A 19,992-nucleotide genomic window follows, 5' to 3' on the forward strand; every position below is an offset into this window, starting at 1 on the left:
GTTTTTCTCTTCAACCGAACCGGCTGTTTGTGTGAAGTGATTCACATCCGCCGTGTCGATGGAGGCGCATTATAGGGAGTCGACTCAGGAAGACAAGCGGAAAAATGCATTTTTATTTCAACCGCTCACCTTTTGCCCACAACGCTTACTTTTGCTGCTTTTTTATCGCCATTGGCAGGTCTGCCAGACTATTTATGACCAAATCTGCCGCATTTTCTGCTTCCGGTGTGACGGGTTTGCCTGTGCGCACCAATACCTTCGTGCCAACATTTGCAGCTGCCGCCGCCTGCATATCTTCAATTTTGTCGCCTACCATATAAGAAGCGGCCATATCGATGTGCAAGAAGTCTCGGGCGGAGATAAACATGCCAGGATGCGGTTTACGACAGTCGCAGACCTGACGATACTCTTCCACGGTGCCTTGTGGGTGATGCGGGCAGTAGTAGATGCCATCCAGCTCAACATCGCGATCGGCCAGCGACCAGTCCATCCATTCGGTCAACGTTTCAAACTGCGCCTCAGTAAATTTACCACGCGCGATACCAGACTGGTTCGTCACAATAATGAGCGCGTAACCCATCTTTTTAAGTTCACGCATGGCATCAATAACGCCGTCGATAAACTCAAACTCGTCGATCTCATGTACATAACCGTGGTCCACATTAATGGTACCGTCACGGTCGAGAAAAATTGCGGGTACAGACTTTGCCACCTTTTATAGCTCCTGAATAAGGCATGTGGCTCTAGTATCGCATGTTTCAGCGGGCAAGAAAGTGCTCATCGCGCAAAGCCTGATTGATTTAGACGTCTGGATGCCTTAACATCCATCTTGTTGACGGCTTCGACCGTACCTGACAGACGAAAATGCCACGGCTAACTTAATTACGATAATAAATAACCAATGATTAAACTTTCGAATATCACCAAAGTGTTCCAGCAGGGGACTCGCACCATTCAGGCGTTAAATAACGTCAGCCTGCATGTTCCTGCCGGGCAGATTTATGGCGTTATTGGCGCCTCCGGTGCCGGTAAAAGTACGCTCATCCGCTGCGTTAACTTACTTGAACGCCCAACCGAAGGCAGCGTTCAGGTCGGCGGTCAGGAACTCACGACGCTTTCTGAGTCAGAGCTGACCAAAGCTCGCCGTCAAATCGGCATGATTTTCCAACACTTTAACCTGCTCTCTTCCCGCACCGTGTTTGGCAACGTCGCGCTGCCGCTGGAACTGGATAACACGCCAAAAGAAGAGATCAAACGCCGTGTAACAGAACTGTTGGATTTGGTTGGTCTTGGTGACAAGCACGATAGCTACCCGGCCAATCTTTCTGGTGGACAAAAACAGCGTGTGGCAATCGCCCGTGCGCTGGCAAGCAATCCCAAAGTGTTGCTGTGCGATGAAGCCACCAGCGCACTCGATCCGGCAACGACCCGCTCGATTCTTGAATTATTGAAAGACATTAACCGTCGTCTGGGACTCACCATTCTGCTGATTACCCATGAGATGGACGTTGTAAAACGCATTTGTGACTGCGTGGCGGTCATCAGTAATGGTGAACTGATTGAGCAAGACACCGTCAGCGAAGTTTTCTCTCATCCGAAAACGCCGCTGGCACAGAAATTTATCCAGTCCACGCTGCACCTGGATATCCCGGAAGATTATCTGGAACGGTTAAAAGCCGAGCCAGAAGCAGACAGTGTGCCAATGCTGCGCATGGAATTCACCGGTCATTCCGTTGATGCGCCATTGCTCTCTGAGACGGCCCGTCGCTTTAACGTGAATAACAACATTATTAGCGCGCAGATGGATTACGCCGGCGGTGTGAAATTCGGCATCATGCTGACTGAAATGCACGGCACACAGGAAGATACACAAGCAGCCATCAACTGGTTGCAGGAACACCATGTAAAAGTAGAGGTACTGGGTTATGTCTGAGCCGATGATGTGGCTGCTGGTTCGCGGCGTATGGGAAACGCTGGCAATGACCTTTGTGTCCGGTTTTTTTGGTTTTGTGATCGGTCTGCCGGTTGGCGTGTTGCTGTACGTAACGCGTCCGGGGCAAATCATTGAGAACGCGAAGCTCTACCGTACGCTCTCTGCGCTGGTGAACATTTTCCGTTCCATCCCGTTCATCATCTTATTGGTGTGGATGATTCCGTTCACCCGCATGATCGTAGGCACCTCTATCGGACTGCAGGCCGCTATCGTCCCGCTGACCGTCGGCGCCGCACCGTTTATCGCCCGTATGGTGGAAAACGCGCTGCTCGAAATCCCGACCGGGCTGATAGAAGCCTCTCGTGCGATGGGCGCCACGCCCCTGCAAATTGTACGTAAGGTATTACTGCCAGAAGCGCTGCCAGGACTGGTCAATGCGGCCACCATCACCCTTATCACGCTGGTTGGTTACTCCGCGATGGGTGGCGCCGTTGGTGCCGGTGGTCTTGGACAGATTGGTTATCAGTACGGCTATATTGGTTACAACGCTACAGTAATGAATACAGTACTGGTATTGCTCGTCGTTCTGGTTTATTTAATTCAGTTATCCGGCGATCGCATCGTCCGGGCTGTCACGCACAAATAACGTTGCACACAACACTAAAAACTCATTAAGAAAAGGAAATAAGCATGGCGTTCAAATTCAAAACCTTTGCGGCAGTTGGAGCCCTGATCGGTTCTCTGGCACTTGTGGGTTGCGGTCAGGATGAAAAAGATCCTAATCACATCAAAGTGGGCGTTATTGTTGGCGCAGAGCAGCAGGTTGCAGAAGTCGCGCAGAAAGTAGCTAAAGAAAAATACGGTCTGGACGTTGAGCTGGTCACGTTTAACGATTACGTTCTGCCTAACGAAGCGCTGAGCAAAGGCGATATCGATGCTAACGCCTTCCAGCACAAACCGTACCTGGATCAGCAGATCAAAGATCGCGGTTACAAGCTGGTTGCTGTAGGCAATACTTTTGTTTACCCGATTGCGGGCTATTCCAAAAAAATCAAATCACTGGATGAGCTGCAGGACGGTTCACAGGTCGCGATTCCAAACGACCCGACTAACCTTGGCCGTTCCTTGCTGCTGCTGCAAAAAGTGGGCTTAATCAAGCTGAAAGATGGTGTTGGCCTGCTGCCGACCGCGCTGGACGTGATTGAAAACCCGAAAAACCTGAAGCTGGTTGAACTGGAAGCGCCGCAGCTGCCGCGTTCTCTGGACGATGCTCAAATCGCACTGGCGGTCATCAACACCACCTACGCCAGCCAGATCGGCCTGACCCCGGCAAAAGACGGTATCTTTGTTGAAGATAAAGATTCTCCGTACGTAAACCTGATCGTGACGCGTGAAGACAACAAAGATGCTGAGAACGTGAAGAAATTCGTTCAGGCATATCAGTCTGATGAAGTGTACGAAGCAGCAAACAAAGTCTTTAACGGCGGTGCTGTTAAGGGCTGGTAATTTTAGGCTGTTTACAGAATATGTAATATCATCAGGACGGGCGCTTGCCCGTCTTGTCATTTATGCAAGCACCTGATTCAATATCTGACGTTTAGATCATTCATTGAGGAAATATTATGCGTGCTTTACCGATCTGTTTAGTAGCACTCTTGCTGAGCGGCTGTTCTATGTTAAGCAGATCCCCTGTTGAACCCGTTCAAAGCACCGCAACCCCGCCGAAAGCGGAGCCGGAAAAACCGAAAGCACCGCGCGCGACGCCGGTAAGAATCATTACTAACGCTGAAGATTTAGTAGGCAAGCCGTTCCGCGATCTTGGCGAAGTTAGCGGTGAATCCTGCCAGGCATCCAACCAGGATTCCCCTCCGAGCATTCCAACCGCGCGCAAACGCATGCAGATTAACGCATCAAAAATGAAAGCTAATGCGGTATTGCTGCACAGTTGCGAAGTGACCAGCGGAACACCGGGTTGCTATCGTCAGGCGGTTTGCATCGGTTCTGCACTGAACATTTCGGCGAAATGAGCCATTTTCAGTTCGAGCAAATAGGCGTTATCCGCTCACCATATAAAGAAAAGTTCGCCGTTCCACGCCAGCCAGGTCTGGTGAAAAGCGCCTGCGGCGAACTGCATTTGCTCGCACCTTATAACCAGGCCGATGCCGTTCGCGGCCTGGAAGCCTTCAGTCATTTGTGGGTGATTTTTGTTTTTCACCAGACAATGGAAGGTGGATGGCGTCCGACCGTGCGCCCTCCCCGTCTTGGTGGCAACGCCAGAATGGGTGTCTTTGCCACACGTTCAACGTTTCGTCCTAACCCTGTTGGCATGTCGTTGGTAGAGCTGCGGGGCATCCGCTGCCATAAAGAGCACGTAATCCTCGAACTCGGTGGACTGGACCTTGTTGACGGAACGCCAGTAGTGGATATTAAGCCGTATCTGCCGTTTGCCGAATCGCTGCCTGATGCTCGCGCCAGCTATGCCCAGGACGCACCTCAGGCCAGCGTCGAGGTGACGTTCAGTGAAGATCTCGCGGAGCAGCTACCAAAGCTCGAACAACGTTACCCGCGTCTTCGTCAGTTTATTACCGAAGTGCTGGCGCAGGATCCGCGTCCTGCCTACCGTAAAAATGAGGAAGAAGGCAAAACCTACGCCGTCTGGCTGCTGGACTTTAATGTCCGCTGGCGCGTCACACCGTCAGGATTTGAGGTCTTTGCTCTGGAAGCCCGCTAATTTGCGTCGCGTACTCTTTTGACATCCCTTTCTCGCTGGTAAACTAAACCACTTTTGTTTTGTGCCAGGCTCGTTTTGAGCCTGTTCGATCGTTCAACTGGAACCGTAACAACATGCGTACTAGCCAATATCTGCTCTCCACTCTGAAGGAGACACCTGCCGACGCCGAAGTCATCAGCCACCAGCTGATGCTGCGCGCCGGGATGATCCGCAAGCTGGCCTCCGGGTTATATACCTGGCTGCCGACCGGCGTGCGCGTCCTGAAAAAAGTCGAAAATATCGTGCGTGAAGAGATGAACAACGCCGGTGCGATCGAGGTGTTGATGCCGGTCGTTCAGCCTTCTGAACTGTGGGAAGAGAGCGGCCGTTGGGAACAATACGGCCCGGAACTGCTGCGTATTGCTGACCGTGGCGATCGTTCGTTCGTCCTCGGCCCAACGCATGAAGAAGTGATCACTGACTTGATCCGTAACGAGCTGAGCTCTTACAAACAGCTGCCGCTGAACTTCTATCAGATCCAGACAAAATTCCGTGACGAAGTCCGTCCGCGTTTCGGCGTGATGCGTTCCCGCGAATTCCTGATGAAAGATGCCTACTCTTTCCACACCTCTCAGGAATCCCTGCAGGAAACCTACGATGCGATGTACGCTGCGTACAGCAAAATCTTCAGCCGTATGGGGCTGGATTTCCGTGCAGTACAAGCGGATACCGGTTCTATTGGCGGCAGCGCCTCTCACGAATTCCAGGTGCTGGCGCAGAGCGGCGAAGACGATGTGATCTTCTCCGACTCCTCCGATTATGCGGCGAACATCGAATTCGCCGAAGCCGTTGCGCCGAAAGAGCCGCGCGCAGCAGCAACTCAGGAAATGACGCTGGTTGATACTCCGAACGCCAAAACCATCGCCGAACTAGTTGAGCAGTTCAACCTGCCTATCGAAAAAACCGTGAAAACCCTGCTGGTGAAAGCGGTTGAAGGCAGCAGCTACCCGCTGGTCGCCCTGCTGGTTCGTGGCGATCACGAGCTGAACGAAGTCAAAGCGGAAAAACTGCCGCAGGTTGCCAGCCCGCTGACCTTTGCCACCGAAGAAGAAATTCGTGCGTTGGTAAAAGCAGGTCCAGGCTCGCTCGGTCCGGTGAATATGCCGATTCCGGTGGTTATCGACCGTACCGTTGCAGTAATGAGCGATTTCGCTGCCGGTGCCAACATCGACGGTAAACACTATTTCGGTATCAACTGGGATCGCGACGTAGTCACCCCGGAAGTTGCAGACATCCGTAACGTGGTCGCCGGCGACCCGAGCCCGGACGGCAAAGGTACGCTGATGATCAAACGCGGTATCGAAGTCGGCCACATCTTCCAGTTGGGTACCAAGTACTCTGAAGCGATGAAAGCCGCCGTACAGGGCGAAGATGGTCGTAACCAGATCCTGACCATGGGTTGCTACGGTATCGGGGTCACTCGCGTGGTTGCTGCTGCTATCGAACAGAACTATGACGATCGCGGCATCGTATGGCCAGACGCCATTGCTCCGTTCCAGGTCGCGATTCTGCCGATGAACATGCACAAGTCCTACCGCGTGCAGGAACTGGCTGAAAAACTGTACGCTGAGCTGCGCGCTCAGGGTATTGAAGTGCTGATGGACGACCGTAAAGAGCGTCCGGGCGTGATGTTTGCCGATATGGAACTGATCGGTATTCCGCACACTATCGTGCTGGGCGACCGTAACCTCGACAACGACGATATCGAATACAAATACCGTCGTAACGGCGAGAAAGAGCTGATTAAAACCGGCGACATCGTCGACTTCCTGGTCAAAGCCATTAAAGGCTAATACCAACAAAAAGGCCCTGATTATCAGGGCCTTTTTTCTATCGATTAATTACACGCTTTACCGGGGATAAATTTCGCGTCTTTATCCGCCATCAACGTTTTCACTTTCTCACCCGTATCCGGGTTTGACTCCAGCGTGAAATGCGCCTCAAGCGTCAGCAATACGGACTGTCCGTTTTCCGCACGCGCAGCTAAATAGTCACGTTCAAGCTGGGCATTATTCGCCACCGGCATCCGTTTACCCGTTGCGCAGTCGGTAAAGATTGCCGCGTCAGCCATATAGAAATACATGCCTCGCATCGGCATTGGCGTCACCGGTAAGCTGGCGGAAACTGGCTGGAGCGTGTAGTTAAACTGTGACTCAATCGGGTTACCTTCACGATCGAGCATTTCCAGCGCCTCGCCTTTAGCCCGGTAGTACGACTTTTCACCTTTGCTGTCGGTCAGCACCAGCTTGTCGGCAGTGCGCGCCCATGTGCCATAAGAGGCAAACGAAGACGGTTCATCCCGCACGCCCTGATAACGTTCGTTCATCACCCATGTACCGTCTTTTTCCAGAAACAGAGAGGTTTCAATCCCTTCACAGTCCGCGCAAGGTAAGATGCCACGCCAGCTTTGCTGCATCGGTTTTAATTCTGCCGCCCGCGTCGGCTGTAGTACTTCAACTTCAGTACGGTTATTACAGCCGATCAAGGAAAAAAGCGTGCATGCAGCGACTACGGACAATATTGCTGTTTTCACTATCAATTCCTTATAAATTTTTATTCCCGCTCGTCAGTCTTGTGTTCGACGAACTCTCCCACGCAGTGCTTTCACTGTGGATTTTTGCGCCTTCGATGACAACCTGCGCTCTTTCGAGGCGCGTGTAGGGCGAGTTGCCTGTCGGCTTTTTTGCACTGCGGTTAATTCTTTTATCACCGCTACCAGCCGGGAGATTGCCGCTTCCCGATTAAGTTCCTGGCTACGGTATTCCTGCGCCTTAATGATAATAACGCCATCACCGCTAATCAGATGATGGCTGGCGGCAAGCAAACGTTCCTTGTAATACTCTGGCAGGCCAGAGGCCCGAATGTCAAAGCGCAAATGGATAGCCGTCGAGGTCTTGTTAACGTGCTGACCGCCCGCGCCCTGCGCCCGAATCGCCGTGATTTCCAGCTCATTATCAGGGATAGAGACGTTTCGGGAGATAACAATCATGAACGCGGCTGCCACGCGGTCAGATGAATTTCCAGATTGTTCTGAGAGTCAGACAGCCAGATAGCACCGTCCTGGATAGTTGCCTGCAGCGCCATTGTACGACCTGCAAAATCACTCAGTTGCGCCAGTTGTTCATCATCCAGATACCACACGGTCAGATTTTTAAACTGCGCGCACTTGTTCTGATTTTGCTGCCACCAGATCTGAGCCGCACGGCTGTTGTAAGCAAACAGGGCAACCTCTCCAGACTGGGTACAGGCTTTTTTAATACGGCGCTCATCCGGCAGACCCAGCTCAATCCAGAGATCGATACCCAGATGGTCGTTACGCAGCCATGCTTCAGGCTCGTCTTCCGCACTCAGACCACGCGTGAACTGCAGCCGTTCATCGGCATATTTGATCCAGGCCAGCAGGCGCAACATCATGCGCTCCTGGGTTTCAGAGGGGTGACGCGCCAGCGTCAAGGCCGCGTCAAGGAACTGGTTGCGGTCAAGATCCGCTACGTTGACGACGGCTTTATAAATTGTCGCTTTAAGCGCCATGAGAGAACTCCTTTCGAATCAGGCGCACATTGTAGCGAAAACTGCGGCAAAAGGCTGCTAACTGCTCCACTATCAAGGCGCTGATATTGCTTGAATGAGTATGGTATAGTCACCTTGCTAAACAGAGTTTATCTTCGTAGGCTTAGACTTGCATCCACGGTTAAGTCAGAGTGCTGACAGGAGGGCATGTGGAAAAATATTGTGAGTTAATACGCAAGCGGTACGCGGAAATCGCCAGCGGAGACTTAGGGTATATCCCGGATGCGCTGGGTTGCGTATTGAAGGTGCTTAATGAAGTGGCGGCAGACAGCGCCCTTCCAGAGTCGGTCAGGGAAAAAGCGGCGTATGCTGCCGCGAACTTACTGGTGAGCGATTATGTCAATGAATGAAACGTATCAACCCATCAACTGCGATGATTACGACAATCTTGAACTCGCCTGCCAGCACCATTTGTTACTGACGCTGGCGCTAAAAGATGGCGAAGTTTTGCAGGCGAAAGCGAACGACCTGGTTTCACGTAAAAACGTGGAGTATCTGGTCGCAGATGTCGCAGGTGAAACCCGGGAGCTTCGTCTCGACAAAATTGCCAGCTTCAGCCACCCGCAGATCGGTACCGTGGTGGTCAGCGAATCTTAACTTTTTTCGCCTTATCCGGCCTACTTTCCATGTGAAACGTAGGCCTGATAAGCGCAGCGCCATCAGGCATGCCATACCAGACTTACGCCTTCTTCACCTTCTGCCGTCCCCTCACGCGTCACGAAAACACCCGCAGCCGAAATCAACGTTTCGCCGTAAAACAGCAGCGGTGTGGTATCTCGTCGCCAGGGCGGGATCCCCTGCTCCTGCCAGATTTTCTTTAATTTCCGTCCGCCGTTACGCCCGACAATATGCAATAACCCTGGCGCTTTAAAACGGATACTGACGACTTCATCCGCTTGTGGCAAGCGCAAATCACCCGCAGAGATTAACTGAACCGAACCCAATCCGGTAGGCAGCGTCAACGGTGTTTTCCACTCTAACCACGGGATAACAGTTTCGCTTTGCCCATCGACTGACTTCACCCACCACAGCTGTGACTGATAACGACGGACCTCGTACTCACCGAGGCGAAAACTTGGTGACGCATCTTCCCGCGCCAGCGCCACTTCCTGCCAGATACGTTCCAGCCCATCACGGGAAGGCATCGGCGCATTTAACCCCGCCAGCCAGCGACGAAGCAGCGCGGCACGACGCACGCCACTCATCATCATTAATGGCGTCAGTAACAGTGTTCCGCGGGGTGTGATGCAATCGGCTAAATCGCTGGCCAGCAGTTCATCCAGTAAACTCTCCTGCTCAGCGCACAGCGCAGCGCTGCGGGCAACGGCTTGCGCGAAGTGCGGCCAGCGCTGTTGGAGCAATGGGGTAACGCGCAATCTGAGGAAATTGCGATCGTAGGTATCATCCTGATTACTTTCATCTTCAATCCAGCATAATTCATGCTGCTGTGCCCATGCTTCAAGCGCCTCTCGCGTTTGCGCCAGCAGCGGTCGAATCAGCTGGGTTCCGGCAAACGGAGAGCTTTCCCCCATGGCGGAAAGTCCGGCAGGACCACTGCCGCGCTTAAGCGCCAACAGAAAGGTTTCACACTGGTCATCGAGATGCTGTGCGGTCATCAGCACCTCGCCCGGTAGTAAGGTCTGCGCAAACGCCTGATAGCGCGCGCGTCGCGCCTGGGCTTCGATGCCCAGACCATCATCCTCAAGGTATACCCGCTCAACCACCAGCGGCACCTGCCACTGCGCGCATACCGACTCACAGTGCTGTACCCAACTGTCTGCGTGTGGGCTTAATCCGTGGTGAATGTGGATTGCGCGTAAAGCAACATCAGGATGCAGCGCTCGCCACTGCACCAACTGATGCAGCAATACGGTGGAATCCAGCCCGCCGCTAAAGGCGACCAGAATCGATTGAGAATTCAGCAGCGAAGTGTTCAGCGTGAGTGTCGTCATGATGGTTACTTACAATGGCATTGCCCGGCACGTTACCGGGCTAACGCCACAATGACAAGCCCTACAGCTCGTACAGTTCGAGGGGTAATCCGTCTGGATCGTTAAAAAACGTAAAACGTTTGCCGGTAAACGGATCGATTCGTACCGGCTCGCATTTCACATCATGGCTTTCCAGATGAATTATCGCCTTTTCCACGTCATCTACGCTGAACGCCAGATGACGCAAACCGCAGGCTTCCGGTCGGCTCGGACGGCAAGGTGGAAACGGGAAAGAAAAAAGCTCAATCACATACTGGCCGTTCAATGCCAGATCGCCTTTCCACGAGTCTCTCTCTTCCCGATAGGCTTCGCTCATCAGCGTAAAGCCAAGCACATCGCAGTAAAATGCCTTACTCGCCGCGTAGTCCGTCGCAATAATGGCAATATGGTGAACCTGTTTTAATCCCAGCATAGCGTCATCGCCTCTTTCATTTTTCTGTCAGAACGTTACTCGAACGTCTTGGGGTCAGGCAAGTCGTTATGCCATTTTTAAGACTCTCACGCGATACAGGCCATCCTCACCCAGTTTAGCGCCATGGATATCGGTTTCAAATCCAGGGTAGCGCTGCCCTACCGAGCACAGCATCAGAAGAAAATCGAGGACAGCCCGGCTTTTGGCAGTGATCATTTCCCCGGGCATCAAAAGCGGCACGCCGGGGGGATAAGGCAGGATCATATTGGCAGAAACGCGCCCCACCAGTTGATCAAGTGCTACCGTTTCGACTTCACCTTTGATCTGCCGCTGCCAGGCCTGGTGCGGCGTCATTTTCATTTCCGGCAAGGTATCAAATGCCCGCAGCATCAACCCGGAGAGATCGTGCTGGCGGATCAACTGATGGATCCCCTGCGCCAGATCCTGAATACGCATATTGCGATAGAAATCGGGATCTTCAGCATATAGATCCGGCAGCATATTTTTCACACGTAAATTCAGATCGTACGAGCGCTTAAATTCCGTCAGGCCACGTAGCAGCCCCATCGCCCGGGTTTTATCAATACCAATGCTGAACAGGAACAACAGGTTATACGGTCCCGTCTTCTCGACTACGACGCCGCGTTCATCAAGGAATTTCGCCACCAGCGCCGCGGGGATCCCCTCTTCGCTCATATTTCCCTGTTCATCCATTCCCGGCGTCAAAATCGTGACCTTCACCGGGTCAAGGAACATGTGGTCGGCATCAGCATCAACAAATCCGTGCCAGTCTTCACCTGGCGCTACCGGCCAACATTCTGCTTCATCTACCTTTTCCGGCTGCCAGATATCAAAGAACCAACCATCCGACTCTTCACGCAGACGCTGCACTTCTTTACGGAAATGCAGCGCCCGTTCCACCGAACGATTGATTAACCGCTTGCCTGAATTGCCACGCAGCATTGCCGCCGCCGTTTCTATCGACGCCACTATCGGATAGCTCGGAGACGTAGAGGTGTGCATCATAAAGGCTTCGTTGAACGTGTCTTCATCATAGTCGCCCTTAATGTGGATCAGCGAAGCCTGTGACAACGCCGCCAGCATCTTGTGGGTGGACTGGGTTTCAAAAATCACCTTTCCCGGTACCCGTTCGCCGCTCATCCCGCTTTTCCCCTGATAGATCGGATGAAAATGGGTATACGGCACCCAGGCTGAATCAAAATGGATGGAGGGCACATCCAGCGTTTGTTTGATCCAGTTGGTGTTATACAACAGGCCATCATAGGTGGAGTTGGTGATCACCGCGTGGACCGGCCATTGCGCCTGATTGGTTTCCTCAACTTTGCGTTCAATGCTTGCGTGGGTAAATTCCCGACGGGGTATACCGCCGAGGATCCCCAGCGCGTTACGCGTGGGCTTCAGCCAGATTGGCACCACATCACTCATCATCAGCAAATGCGCCAGTGACTTATGGCAGTTGCGGTCAATCAGGAGCGTACTGCCTGCAGGTGCAGCATACATACCGACAATCTTGTTCGATGTCGAGGTGCCGTTGGTCACCATATAGCTCTGCTCGGCACCAAAAGTACGCGCGATATACTCCTCCGCTTCCAGGTGCGGACCGGTATGATCAAGCAATGAGCCCAGTTCGGTTACGGAAATGGACACGTCGGCTTTCAGCGTATTACCGCCAAAGAAATCATAGAACAGGCAGCCGACCGGACTTTTCTGGTACGCCGTTCCCGCCATGTGCCCAGGCGTGCAGAAGGTATACTTCCCTTCCTTCACATAGGTAAACAGCGCTTTGGTGAAAGGAGGCGTGATGTTATCGAGGTATTCGCTGGTGTACTGGCGGATGCGGGTGGCAATGTCTTCAGACTGACCCAGCGCATACTCAAAAAACCACAGCGCCATGCGCAGGTCGTGCGCACTGACATCCATCGTCGAATGGGTATTAATAAAGGCGTAGAGCGGGAGATACTCGTTGAGCTGGTTGATGTCGCTGCACAGCTCCAGACTGTATTCATCCCAGTCAAAAATGACGCCGCAAATTCGCGGGTTATGTTCGATAAACTTCAGCAGATCGACGCTATTCTGCGGCCAGATAATCTGAAACCCCTGCTGCTGCAGCGCACATTCAAGTTCCTTGATGGGCTCATCTTTATAAAAGACGCCATGCGGTCCCATGATGGCAATGATATTCATGCGTTCCTCCTGGAAAAACCTTAGTTAATCATAGCCTGGCCAAACCACAGGTAAAAAAAAGGGCCACAGCATTGTGGCCCTTTTCAGAATTAATGCAGTTTACGCGTAACCGTAGCTCATCAGACGCTGGTAACGACGGTTTTTCAGATCATCTTTGCTTAACACGTCGAGATCGGCGAGATCGGCCAGCAGCTGTGCCTTCAGGGACGCAGCCATTACTTCAGGGTTGCGGTGCGCGCCGCCCAGCGGTTCCGGGATGATAGAGTCAATCAGCTTCAGCTCTTTCAGACGCGGCGCGATAATTCCCATTGCTTCTGCGGCCAGCGGCGCTTTGTCGGCGCTTTTCCACAGAATGGAAGCACAACCTTCCGGGGAGATAACGGAATAGGTGCTGTACTGCAGCATATTCACTTTATCGCCCACACCGATAGCCAGCGCGCCGCCGGAACCACCTTCACCGATAACGGTGCAGATTACCGGCACGCTCAGACGTGACATTTCGCGCAGGTTGCGCGCAATCGCTTCTGACTGACCACGTTCTTCCGCGCCCACGCCCGGGTAAGCCCCTGGGGTGTCGATGAAGGTAATGATCGGCATGTTGAAGCGCTCGGCCATTTCCATCAGGCGCAGCGCTTTGCGATAGCCTTCCGGCGCTGGCATGCCGAAATTACGGCGAATCTTTTCTTTGGTCTCACGGCCTTTCTGATGACCAATGATCATCACCGGACGGCCATCCAGACGCGCGATACCGCCGACAATAGCTTTATCATCCGCATAGGCTCGATCGCCCGCCAGCTCATCAAATTCATCAAACGCCAGGCGGACATAATCCAGGGTGTACGGACGCTGTGGATGGCGCGCCAGTTGGGCTACCTGCCATGCGCCAAGATCGGCGAAGATTTTACGCGTCAGTTCTACGCTTTTTTCACGCAGACGATGCACTTCTTCATCGATGTTAATATCCAGTTTCTCATCCTGACGGCTAACCGCAGTCAAAGAATCGATTTTTGCTTCCAGCTCTGCAATCGGCTGTTCAAAATCAAGGAAATTCAGACTCATAGTATTCCTGTATTAGTCAAACTCCAGTTCCACCTGCTCCGAACCAATAAGGCCACGGAGATCGTTTAGCAAACGATCGCTCGGAGAGACACGCCACGTCGCGCCAAAACGCAACCGCGCACGTGCATCCGCCCTCTGATAGTAGAGATGTACTGGAATTGTCCCCGAGCGGTGGGGTTCCAGAGACTGACGGAGTCGGTTTAAAAGCTGGTCATCAATTTGCCTGTCCGTCAGCGAGATAGCAAGCCCGCGAGCATATTTTTCCCGGGCTTCGTCAATATCCATGACTTCACGGGCCATCATTTTAAGCCCGCCACTGAAGTCATCAAAGCTGACCTGTCCGCTGACGATAAGTATGCGGTCTTTTTCCAGCAATTGCTGGTATTTATCCAGAGCATCGGTAAACAACATAACCTCCAGACGTCCGGAACGGTCATCCAGTGTACAGATGCCGATACGATTGCCGCGCTTGGTGACCATTACCCGCGCAGCAATGACGAGCCCCGCAGCCGTGGTGACTTTACCACGTTCTGTCGGATGCATGTCTTTCAGCCTGTAGCCTCCGACATAGCGCTCAATTTCTTTTAAATACTGGTTGATGGGGTGTCCCGTCAGGTAAAGCCCCAACGTTTCACGCTCACCGTCTAATACCACCTGCTCCGGCCACGGTTGGCAGCTGGCATAGGATTGTTCAATTTGCTCCGGTTCTTCCGCCAGCACGCCAAACATATCGGCCTGACCAATAGCTTCGGCTTTTGCATGCTGATCGGCGGCTTTTAGTGCGTCGTTGAGCGAATTCATCAACGCCGCACGATGCGGGCCAAGGCGATCAAACGCCCCGGACATGATTAGCTTTTCCAGCACCCGGCGGTTAAGTTTTTTGATATCCGTGCGCGCGCAGAGATCAAACAGCTCACGGAAGTAGCCGCCTTCGTTACGCGCCTCAATAATAGCTTCAATTGGCCCTTCACCCACGCCTTTTATCGCGCCGATGCCATAAACAATCTCGCCATCATCATTCACGTGAAAATGGTAAAGCCCGGAGTTGATATCCGGCGGCAGGATTTTGAGCCCCATGCGCCAGCATTCATCCACCAGTCCGACGACTTTCTCGGTGTTATCCATATCGGCGGTCATTACCGCCGCCATAAACTCGGCAGGATAATGCGCCTTCAGCCACAGAGTCTGGTAAGAAACCAGCGCATAGGCAGCGGAGTGCGATTTGTTAAATCCGTAACCGGCGAATTTCTCCACCAGGTCAAAGATTTTCATCGCCAGTTCGCCGTCTACGCCGCGCTTTTTCGCCCCTTCTTCAAAGGTGCCGCGCTGCTTGGCCATCTCTTCCGGCTTTTTCTTACCCATCGCACGACGCAGCATATCCGCGCCGCCAAGGGTGTACCCGGACAACTCCTGGGCAATCTGCATAACCTGTTCCTGATACAGGATAATGCCGTAGGTCGGCTCCAGTACCGGTTTCAGACACTCATGCTGCCATTGTACATCCGGATAGGAAATCTCTTCGCGACCATGCTTACGATCGATAAAGTTATCTACCATCCCCGACTGTAGCGGGCCAGGGCGGAACAGAGCCACCAGTGCGATCATATCTTCGAAGCAGTCAGGCTGCAGACGTTTGATCAGGTCTTTCATGCCGCGGGATTCAAGCTGGAAGACCGCCGTGGTCTCCGAGCGTTGTAGCATATCGAAGCTTTTCTTGTCATCCAGCGGGATAGCCGCAATATCCAGCGGTGGCTCACCGTTCTTTTCACGGCGCGCGTTGATCATTTCCAGCGCCCAGTTGATGATGGTGAGCGTACGCAGGCCGAGGAAGTCGAACTTCACAAGACCGGCATATTCCACATCGTTCTTATCAAACTGAGTAACCGGGTGCAGCCCCTGTTCATCGCAGTACAGCGGAGCAAAATCAGTAATTTTGGTCGGTGCGATAACCACACCACCGGCGTGCTTACCGGCGTTACGCGTGACGCCTTCCAGCTTACGCGCCATATCGATCAGCGCTTTAACCTCTTCATCTGCCTCATAGATTTCCGGCAGTTGGGGTTCGGCTTCAAAGGCTTTTGCCAGCGTCATGCCCGGATCGGGCGGTACTAGCTTCGAAATACGGTCAACGAAGCCGTACGGATGCCCCAGTACGCGGCCCACGTCGCGGATAACCGCTTTTGCTGCCATCGTACCGAAGGTAATAATCTGCGAAACCGCATCACGACCGTACATTTCCGCCACGTGCTCGATGACCTGGTCGCGTTTCTCCATACAGAAGTCAACGTCGAAGTCGGGCATTGAGACACGTTCCGGGTTAAGGAAACGTTCGAACAGCAGGTCAAATTCCAGCGGGTCGAGATCGGTAATTTTCAGCGCATAGGCAACAAGTGAGCCAGCACCGGAACCACGTCCCGGGCCTACCGGTACGCCGTTATCTTTCGACCACTGGATAAATTCCATAACGATCAGGAAGTAGCCCGGGAATCCCATCTGGTTGATAACTTTAAGTTCAACTTCCAGACGTTCATCGTAAGGTGGGCGCTTCTGCGCACGAACTTCAGGGTCAGGGAACAAAAATTCGAGACGTTCTTCCAGCCCTTCGCGTGATTTCGCCACAAGGAAATCTTCGGTGGTCATATCGCCGGTCGGGAACTGCGGCAGGAAATATTCGCCCAGACGCACCGTCACGTTGCAGCGTTTAGCTATCTCGACGGTGTTTTGCAGTGCTTCCGGAATATCGGAGAACAGCTCGCACATCTCATCTTCGCTGCGCATGTACTGCTGCGGCGAATAGTTACGCGGGCGTTTCGGGTCATCAAGGGTAAAGCCGTCGTGGATCGCTACGCGGATTTCATGCGCATCGAAATCTCCGGTTTCAAGGAAGCGGACATCGTTAGTCGCCACCACCGGTAGACCACGCGTTTCGGCCAGTGCTACGGCTGCGTGCAGATAATTTTCTTCATCTTGCCTGCCAGTGCGAATCAGTTCGAGGAAATAGCAATTGGGAAAATGTTCTTCGTAAAACGCCACGCACTCGTCAACCAGTGCGTTATTGCCGCGCAGCAGACTTCGTCCGACATCGCCCATGCGACCGCCGGAGAGCAAAATCAAACCTTCTTTTAACTCGACCAACCAGTCCCGGTCGATAACCGGTCCTTCTGCGCCATAGCCGCGCTGATAGGCTTTCGAAATCAACAACGTCAGGTTCTGATAGCCGGTATTATTTGCGGCCAGCACGGTAAGCTGCGTGAGTTCATCGCCCAACAGCTCACTGCGGACATGAAAATCTGCGCCAACTATCGGCTTGATACCCGCGCCATGGCCCGCTCCGTAAAACTTCACCAGACCACACAGGTTGGTAAAATCGGTGATCGCCAGCGCAGGCATGCCTAACGCGGCCGCCTTTTTTACCAGCGGTCCGGTTTTCGCCAGCCCATCGATCATGGAGTAGTCGCTGTGCACCCGTAGGTGGACGAAACGTGGTTCAGACATCTTCAGATTCCTTCGACACAAGAATCAGGACGAGAGTCCCAGTGCGCGTTTGACGGGGCCAAAGCTGCGGCGATGGTGCTCAGTCGCACCATGCAGTGCCAATTTTTCCAGATGAAATGCGGTTGGATAACCTTTGTGCTGTGCAAAACCATACTGTGGAAAAACCGTATCCAGCGCCGCCATTTCAGCGTCACGGGTCACTTTTGCCAGAATCGATGCGGCGCTGATCTCCGCCACACGGCTATCACCTTTGACCACCGCCATCGACGGTACCGGTAATGCCGGGCAACGATTGCCGTCAATCAGCACGTATTCGGGCGCAATATGCAGACCCGCAACCGCACGCTGCATGGCCAGCATGGTAGCATGCAAAATGTTCAGTTCGTCGATTTCATGCGGTTCCGCCCGACCCAGGCTCCAGCTTAACGCCTTTTCTTTAATTTCATCAAATAGCGCCAGGCGACGTTTTTCTGACAGTTTTTTTGAGTCGTTAAGACCGATAATAGGGCGAGCCGGATCCAGAATGACGGCAGCAGTGACGACCGCGCCGACCAAAGGGCCGCGTCCGACTTCATCCACACCCGCCACTAAATGCGTATGCGGATACACAAATTCAATCATTGCGCTAACTCCAGGACCGCATCCGCTGCCTGCTCATCAGCATTGCAACGGATCTGCTGGTGCAGTTCACGGAATGTGTCGTGCATCGCATGGCTGGTTTTACCCTTCGCCAGCAACGGCAACAGCGCTTGCGACAGCGCCTGCGGTTCACACTCTTCCTGCAACAGCTCTTTAACCAGTTCTCTTCCCGCCAACAGGTTAGGTAGCGAAACGTAATCAGTCTTCACCAGACGCTTCGCCAGCCAGAAGGTGAAGGGTTTCATACGGTAGCCAACCACCATCGGGCATTTTGCCAGCATACATTCCAGCGCGGCGGTACCTGAAGCCAGCAGTGCGGCGTCGCTGGCCACCATTGCTTCACGTCCCATACCATTGAGCAGATGTACGGAAAGCTCCGGTGCAACTTCCGCTTTAATGCGTTCAAACTGCTCGCGACGTTTGGCATTCACCAACGGCACCACCACTTCGAGATCCGGATAATGCTGGCGTAATAGCTGCGCCGTTTTCAGAAAATCGGCGCTGAGCATCTCCACTTCTGCACCACGGCTTCCTGGCAGTAGCGCCAGGCAGTGAGCGTCATGAGGAATGCCCAGAATATCACGTGCCGCGTTTTTATCCGGGTCCAACGGCATGGCATCCGCCATGGTATGACCGATAAAGCGGCACGGGACGTTAAATTTGTCATAAAACGCTTTTTCGAAAGGCAGAAAGGCCAGCACCATGTTGGTGGATCTGCCTATTTTGAAAACGCGTTTCTGTCGCCACGCCCAGACGGACGGACTGACATAATGAATAGTTTTAATGCCCTGTTTTTTCAAGTTCCCTTCGAGGGTAATGTTGAAATCAGGTGCATCAATGCCAACGAAAACATCCGGCTTTAAGTCGGTGAATCGGCGAGTGAGGTCGGCACGAATATGCAGTAAACGGCGCAGACGTCCGAGCACTTCAACAATGCCCATGACCGCCAGCTCTTCCATTTCGTACCAGGCTTCACAGCCTTCGGCCTGCATCAGCGGACCGGCCACACCAACAAAACGCGCATTGGGAACGCGAGCCTTGAGTGCACGGATTAACCCTGCACCAAGAATATCGCCGGAGGTTTCTCCGGCGACGAGGGCAATCGTTAAAGGACGCTGTTCAGTCATTAACGAATCAGGCCACGCGTTGAGCGCTCAAAGAAGTCGCTGAAAGCCTGAACTTCGGGGTACTGTTTCGCCAGTTCCGCGATTTCTGGTTTCACTTCTTCCAGAGTTTTACCACTACGGTACAACGCTTTGTAGGCGTTACGAATCGCGGTAATCGCTTCGCGGGTGAATCCACGACGCTTCAGACCTTCGATATTGACGCCAAACGGCGTCGCGTGGTTGCCCTGGGCGATAACGTACGGAGGCACGTCCTGGGCTACACCAGAACAGCCGCCAACCATCACATGAGCACCGATGATGCAGAACTGATGCACCGCAGTCATGCCGCCGATGATAACAAAATCATCCAGCGAAACATGTCCGGCAAGCGTGGCGTTATTCGCCAGAATACAGCGGTTTCCTACCGTACAATCATGCGCGACATGCGCATTAATCATCAGTAAGTTATCGCTGCCCACCTTCGTCACTCCACCGCCCTGCACTGTGCCACGATGAATGGTGACGCTTTCGCGGATGCGGTTGCGATCGCCAATTTCCACACGGGTCGGTTCGCCAGCATATTTAAGATCCTGGTTAACTTCACCGATGGAGGCAAACTGATAGATCTCGTTATCGCGACCAATTTTTGTATGGCCATTCACGACAACGTGAGACTTCAGTACGGTACCCTCACCAATTTCAACATGGGGTCCAACAATACAAAATGGGCCAATGTGAGCATTGGCACCAATGCTGGCGCCCTCTTCTACAATGGCGGTCGGGTGAATAAAGGCGGATTTATCAATCACGTA

20 protein-coding genes are annotated in these 19,992 nt (G+C 53.1%); 8 read left to right on the forward strand and 12 right to left on the reverse strand.

The features are described from left to right. Positions 1-145: 145 nt before the first annotated feature. Positions 146-712, reverse strand: coding sequence for a D-glycero-beta-D-manno-heptose 1,7-bisphosphate 7-phosphatase (gene gmhB / locus OGX67_RS04870; RefSeq protein ID WP_003829138.1), 567 nt, complete (start codon positions 710-712; stop codon positions 146-148). Between the two features lie 189 nt (positions 713-901). On the opposite strand from gmhB, the gene metN reads away from it, so the two are divergent. From metN to proS, 6 genes are all read left to right on the forward strand, one after another. Then, complete coding sequence (metN, locus tag OGX67_RS04875) at positions 902-1,933, forward strand: methionine ABC transporter ATP-binding protein MetN (RefSeq protein ID WP_003018468.1); 1,032 nt, start codon at positions 902-904, stop codon at positions 1,931-1,933. Then, positions 1,926-2,579: a methionine ABC transporter permease MetI gene (locus OGX67_RS04880; RefSeq protein WP_003018471.1), complete on the forward strand. Its 654-nt coding sequence runs from the start codon at positions 1,926-1,928 to the stop codon at positions 2,577-2,579. The genes metN and OGX67_RS04880 overlap by 8 nt, the downstream gene beginning before the upstream one ends. A 44-nt stretch (positions 2,580-2,623) precedes the next feature. After that, the gene (gene metQ, locus OGX67_RS04885) at positions 2,624-3,439 is read left to right on the forward strand and encodes a methionine ABC transporter substrate-binding lipoprotein MetQ (protein ID WP_003018474.1); all 816 of its coding nucleotides are present in this window, start codon (positions 2,624-2,626) and stop codon (positions 3,437-3,439) included. 116 nt (positions 3,440-3,555) lie between these two features. Next, positions 3,556-3,960, forward strand: coding sequence for an envelope stress sensor lipoprotein RcsF (rcsF, locus tag OGX67_RS04890; RefSeq protein ID WP_003018477.1), 405 nt, complete (start codon positions 3,556-3,558; stop codon positions 3,958-3,960). Beyond that, positions 3,957-4,664, forward strand: a complete 708-nt coding sequence (tsaA, locus tag OGX67_RS04895) for a tRNA (N6-threonylcarbamoyladenosine(37)-N6)-methyltransferase TrmO (RefSeq protein ID WP_049015783.1) — start codon at positions 3,957-3,959, stop codon at positions 4,662-4,664. Before rcsF ends, tsaA begins: the two co-directional genes overlap by 4 nt. 113 nt (positions 4,665-4,777) lie before the next feature. Further along, the gene (proS, locus tag OGX67_RS04900; RefSeq protein ID WP_016149584.1) at positions 4,778-6,496 is read left to right on the forward strand and encodes a proline--tRNA ligase; all 1,719 of its coding nucleotides are present in this window, start codon (positions 4,778-4,780) and stop codon (positions 6,494-6,496) included. 44 nt (positions 6,497-6,540) lie between these two features. On the opposite strand, the gene nlpE is transcribed toward proS, so the two are convergent. The 3 genes from nlpE to OGX67_RS04915 are packed head-to-tail and all read right to left on the reverse strand — an operon-like array spanning position 6,541 to position 8,234. Further along, positions 6,541-7,239 (reverse strand): envelope stress response activation lipoprotein NlpE, encoded by a 699-nt coding sequence (nlpE, locus tag OGX67_RS04905; protein WP_085951559.1) that lies wholly within the window; start codon positions 7,237-7,239, stop codon positions 6,541-6,543. Positions 7,240-7,269: 30 nt separating this feature from the next. Further along, positions 7,270-7,692, reverse strand: coding sequence for an alternative ribosome rescue aminoacyl-tRNA hydrolase ArfB (gene arfB, locus OGX67_RS04910; RefSeq protein WP_003018489.1), 423 nt, complete (start codon positions 7,690-7,692; stop codon positions 7,270-7,272). Then, complete coding sequence (locus tag OGX67_RS04915) at positions 7,689-8,234, reverse strand: YaeQ family protein (protein ID WP_003018497.1); 546 nt, start codon at positions 8,232-8,234, stop codon at positions 7,689-7,691. Before OGX67_RS04915 ends, arfB begins: the two co-directional genes overlap by 4 nt. A gap of 188 nt (positions 8,235-8,422) precedes the next feature. Here OGX67_RS04915 and OGX67_RS04920 point away from each other — a divergent pair, with 188 nt between their 5' ends. Both OGX67_RS04920 and rof read left to right on the forward strand, forming a co-directional pair. Further along, positions 8,423-8,623: a YaeP family protein gene (locus OGX67_RS04920; RefSeq protein WP_003018499.1), complete on the forward strand. Its 201-nt coding sequence runs from the start codon at positions 8,423-8,425 to the stop codon at positions 8,621-8,623. Further along, positions 8,610-8,870, forward strand: coding sequence for a Rho-binding antiterminator (rof, locus tag OGX67_RS04925; protein WP_003018503.1), 261 nt, complete (start codon positions 8,610-8,612; stop codon positions 8,868-8,870). Before OGX67_RS04920 ends, rof begins: the two co-directional genes overlap by 14 nt. 62 nt (positions 8,871-8,932) lie before the next feature. Here the strand turns inward: rof and tilS are convergent, their stop codons facing one another. The 8 genes from tilS to lpxA all read right to left on the reverse strand — a co-directional run bounded on the left by tilS (position 8,933) and on the right by lpxA (position 19,989). Then, entirely contained in the window at positions 8,933-10,225 is a 1,293-nt protein-coding gene (gene tilS / locus OGX67_RS04930) for a tRNA lysidine(34) synthetase TilS (RefSeq protein WP_003018504.1), read from the reverse strand. A 61-nt stretch (positions 10,226-10,286) separates the two neighbouring features. Continuing rightward, positions 10,287-10,676, reverse strand: coding sequence for a VOC family protein (locus OGX67_RS04935; protein ID WP_003018507.1), 390 nt, complete (start codon positions 10,674-10,676; stop codon positions 10,287-10,289). 66 nt (positions 10,677-10,742) lie between these two features. Continuing rightward, positions 10,743-12,881, reverse strand: coding sequence for a lysine decarboxylase LdcC (gene ldcC, locus OGX67_RS04940; protein ID WP_032948560.1), 2,139 nt, complete (start codon positions 12,879-12,881; stop codon positions 10,743-10,745). A 99-nt stretch (positions 12,882-12,980) separates the two neighbouring features. Then, a complete protein-coding gene (gene accA / locus OGX67_RS04945; protein WP_003018513.1) occupies positions 12,981-13,940 on the reverse strand; it encodes an acetyl-CoA carboxylase carboxyl transferase subunit alpha in 960 nt (319 codons plus the stop codon). A gap of 12 nt (positions 13,941-13,952) precedes the next feature. Next, positions 13,953-17,435, reverse strand: a complete 3,483-nt coding sequence (gene dnaE, locus OGX67_RS04950) for a DNA polymerase III subunit alpha (protein ID WP_003018516.1) — start codon at positions 17,433-17,435, stop codon at positions 13,953-13,955. A gap of 24 nt (positions 17,436-17,459) precedes the next feature. After that, on the reverse strand, positions 17,460-18,056 hold the full coding sequence (gene rnhB, locus OGX67_RS04955) for a ribonuclease HII (RefSeq protein ID WP_003018518.1): 597 nt from the start codon (positions 18,054-18,056) through the stop codon (positions 17,460-17,462). After that, positions 18,053-19,201, reverse strand: coding sequence for a lipid-A-disaccharide synthase (gene lpxB, locus OGX67_RS04960; RefSeq protein WP_003018522.1), 1,149 nt, complete (start codon positions 19,199-19,201; stop codon positions 18,053-18,055). The genes rnhB and lpxB overlap by 4 nt, the downstream gene beginning before the upstream one ends. After that, entirely contained in the window at positions 19,201-19,989 is a 789-nt protein-coding gene (gene lpxA, locus OGX67_RS04965) for an acyl-ACP--UDP-N-acetylglucosamine O-acyltransferase (RefSeq protein WP_003018525.1), read from the reverse strand. Before lpxA ends, lpxB begins: the two co-directional genes overlap by 1 nt. Positions 19,990-19,992 lie beyond the last annotated feature (3 nt).

Origin of the sequence: Citrobacter sp. Cf118, assembly GCF_030334095.1 — a bacterium.
In the GTDB taxonomy this organism is placed as follows: domain Bacteria; phylum Pseudomonadota; class Gammaproteobacteria; order Enterobacterales; family Enterobacteriaceae; genus Citrobacter; species Citrobacter freundii.